This window comes from Leptolyngbya cf. ectocarpi LEGE 11479, from assembly GCF_015207065.1.
Taxonomy (GTDB): domain Bacteria; phylum Cyanobacteriota; class Cyanobacteriia; order Phormidesmidales; family Phormidesmidaceae; genus Leptothoe; species Leptothoe ectocarpi.
Genome location: NZ_JADEXP010000491.1, coordinates 1 through 3,565, shown reverse-complemented (window position 1 = coordinate 3,565; position 3,565 = coordinate 1). Strand labels below are relative to the sequence as shown.

Annotated in this window: 2 protein-coding genes; both read right to left on the bottom strand. The window is 42.6% G+C overall.

Annotated features, from left to right (window positions below; genetic code table 11):
* A partial coding sequence (locus IQ260_RS28860; protein ID WP_193996514.1) for a tetratricopeptide repeat protein occupies positions 1–2,672 on the bottom strand: 2,672 nt, incomplete at its 3' end.
* Positions 2,669–3,565 (bottom strand): DUF928 domain-containing protein (locus tag IQ260_RS28855; RefSeq protein WP_193996513.1); only part of this gene is annotated, 897 nt, incomplete at its 5' end. The genes IQ260_RS28855 and IQ260_RS28860, both read right to left, overlap by 4 nt.

The following is a 3,565-nucleotide window of genomic DNA, read 5'->3' as shown; positions in this document are numbered from 1 at the left end:
TCAATTAGCCACTGATGCACGTCGTGGAGTGCAGCCAAAGGAATATATCGAAGCTGTCTATCGGGAGCATAGATGATGGTAGATGCATCTGCCTGGGCTAAATCATCTTCTAAAGGCCGAATCAACCAGTCATAAAGCTGCTGCGCTGACTGGTTGATTGATGTTTGATAAGGATCTTGAATTGCAGAACGAAATTCAAGAATTGTACGGTTAAGCTCAGCGCGACTAACTTTGGATGTTCGTCGGATAGGCGGAGATGTGGACGTCACTAAGATAAGCTCTACCCGATCCTCCAAAATAAGTGGGTATAAAATAACGGCATCTTGTTCTAAAGCTTGTAAATTATTTTGCAAATCATTCAGCTCTTCTAGCTCTAGATTGGCTGCACCTGTTACTTGACGCAGCTGAGCCACCAAGGATTGAATATCGTCTGATTCAAAAAAAGTTCGAAAGACCTGACGGGCGGACTGCAGACGTTGACGTAACTCGCTCACGCGTTCAGCTTGCTCTAGGGTGCGACTGCCTCGATTAATCTGCTCAAGCGTTCGTAGCTCTTGCCCCAGGGCAACTACCATCGACTGTTCGGTTTGATAGCGCTCAAACAGCTGCTGTTCTTCTTCCCGTAGCTCAATTCCAGAAGCAGCTGCAGCACTTCGCTCAATACCTCGAAGGTAGTCATCTAATTCTTGCACTTTGAGCAGATCAAGCACTCTCTGGGCTTCTAAAATGCGATCTTCTTGCAACAATAAATCCGCCAGACGACGATAGGTGAATGCAACCGTTTCCGTATAGGTTTGCTGTAGCTCGAAGGATAAATCGCTTACGGATTGACGAATAGCCTCAGTCAAATTGACAGACTGTTTATAAAAGACTATAGCCAGTTCGCTCTCTCCTTGGCGAGCAAACAAATCGCCAAGACTACTGTAAATAAATCGTTCTCCTTCTCGGTTTCCTGCTTCACTAAAAAGACTAAGAGCATTTTGAAATACTTCTGCAGCCTGATCATTCTGAGAAAGAGAACTATAACTTACACCCAGATTAGCCAGTGTATTGGCTTCTCCAATGATATTGCCAATAGTTTGATATATCTTCAATGCCTGTGAAGAAGCATCAATTGCTGCAGCATCATTCTGCAGTCGGGTATGTAGTGCTCCAATGTTGTTCAGAGTGCTTGCTTCCCCTGCTAGATCACCCACCTCTCTACGAACCGCTAAGGCTTGTTGAAATATTTTTAATGCCTCCGAGAAATCGCCTTGCTCACTGTATAAAAGGCCTATATTGTTAAGCGTTACACCTACTCCTGATTGAGCTCCAATTTCTTGACGAATCATGAGTGCTTTCTGATAGTAATCAAAAGCTTGATCAAGTTCACCTAAGGTATAGTATAACCCTCCAATACTATTTAGAACATTGCTTGTATTGGCTTGTGCGCCAATCTCCTGAAAAATTTGGAGCGATTGCTCAAATAATTTCAGTGCTTCAGAATAATTTCCCGTACTAAATGAAACACTACCAAGTTCTGTTAACGTGTAAGCCTCACCTGAACGAGCTCCAATTTGTTCTTGAATAGCTAGTGCTTGATAATAATATGCTAACGCATTTGAATAGTCTCCCAGACTCCAGCGAACCAAACCAAGATTGCCAAAGCTTACTGCTTCATCAATCGGGTTATTAATCGTTTGGTGTATGGCAAGAGCCCGCTCTAAAATTTCAATGGCATCTTCATACTTTCCTTGGTTGATAAAAATACTCCCTATGTTATTCAGGACACGACCAGATTCAGCCTGATTTCCAATATCTTGAGTGACCGCCAATGCACGTCCAAAAAACTCTTGTGCTTGTTCATAATTACCTATATTCGTAAAGGTAACTCCAATGCTATTGAGAATGCGGCCTTCAACAAAGCGATCTTGATTTTCTTCGCCAATGGCTAATGCCTGTAAGTGAAAACTCAAAGCTTTAGAGTAGTCTCCATAGAGACTATAGACTATACCAAGGTTATCAAGAATGCGGGATTGAATAGATTTTTCCGCAAGCAATTCACTTAGAACAAGTGCCTGCTGATGAAAATCTAAGGCAGTAGCATAGTCACCCTGTCGTCGCGTCAAGACACCCAAGTTGTCAAGAATATGAGTTTCTATATCTCGATTTCCGATAGCTTGAGCAATTTCGAGCGCCTGCTGATATCGGTTTTGTGCCAGATCGAAATGGCTTGAGTTATATGCAATTACTCCAGCTTCATTGAAGCCACGTCCTAATAACGAAGGATCATCGAGCTTTTGAGCAATTTTGATTGACTGTTCAATATAATGCTGAGCAATGTCAAATTGACCAAGAATTCGAGCACTTATGGCAGCATTATGTAATAAGTTACCCACTATCAGTGAAGATAGATTCGTTTCATCCCGCATTACTAAAGCTTGCTGATATTTCTCTAATGCCTCCTGAAATCGTGCTTCTCGGAACATTTGGTTTCCCTCTCGAAACCATTGATAAATTTCAGTATTTTGTTTGATAGTTTCAGAAGACTGCGGCGTTAGTGTATCCGATATTATGACTTCAGCAGCTTGTCCTGACAACGTAGGCATTAGAAATGCCAGAGCAGTAAATGCGGAGATCACTAGGAGATGGTGCTCCTTTCTACTTTGCAAGAAGAACTCTTTAGTATTCATCGATGCCCTCCTGCGGTTTGGGATCCTCCTGAAGGAAGGGGCTGACTATCGGGCGAGGGACGGTAGTATCTATCTCCAGCTCCGTTAGTTACATCTGCCTCTAGACTCTGTTGTTTGTCCAACCAGTAACCAATAAAATTGTCTATGTCTACATACTCAAGCCCTACAGATTCCAGTAACGCCTGTAAAGCAGCCAGATATCTTAAGTTCGTAGAGTCTTGTTGTCTAAGCTTGATCAATATCGCTAATGCGTCATACCAGATTTCTTCTCTAGCATAAACATACGATTGTTCTTCAAGAGAAATTTCCATTGAGTGTGCTTCAGATGATGTTGGCTCCACACGATGAATCCAACCTGATAGATAGAGCACATCATCATCTGAAGCAGACCTAACGCTAATGTGCCATTGATACCGTTTACCTACCTCTAGGGGAGCTATGTTCTCCAGTTCTTCAAAAGGAATACCTAAAATTCCATTCTGTTCTGGATATGCTCGATTTTCTGCATGTTTTAGTTCACCTTGTTCATCTCTCAAGTAAAATTCGATTACCAAATCCTGATTGAATTGCCCTTCTTCAGGCAAATAGATAAATATGGTTGGATAGGGTTTTGTAGTCCGGCCATAGTTCGTCTCTGGAACTAGAGCGGTGAGACCTTCGATTAATGAGGCACCCCGCGAAGCCGAACCGGTTCTATTTCCTGAAAATGAGATATCGGCAGGTTGAAATATTACACTTTCGGCGTGTTGGGGACCTACCGACGAAGCTGAATTAGCGCTTGTGATGGCTGATTCAGTCTGCTGACGTAATTCTAGTGCTAGTCGGTAATAGTCTGACGCTTGATCGTGTTGATTCAGACTAAGATACACGTTGCCGATTTTGTTGCTTGTATC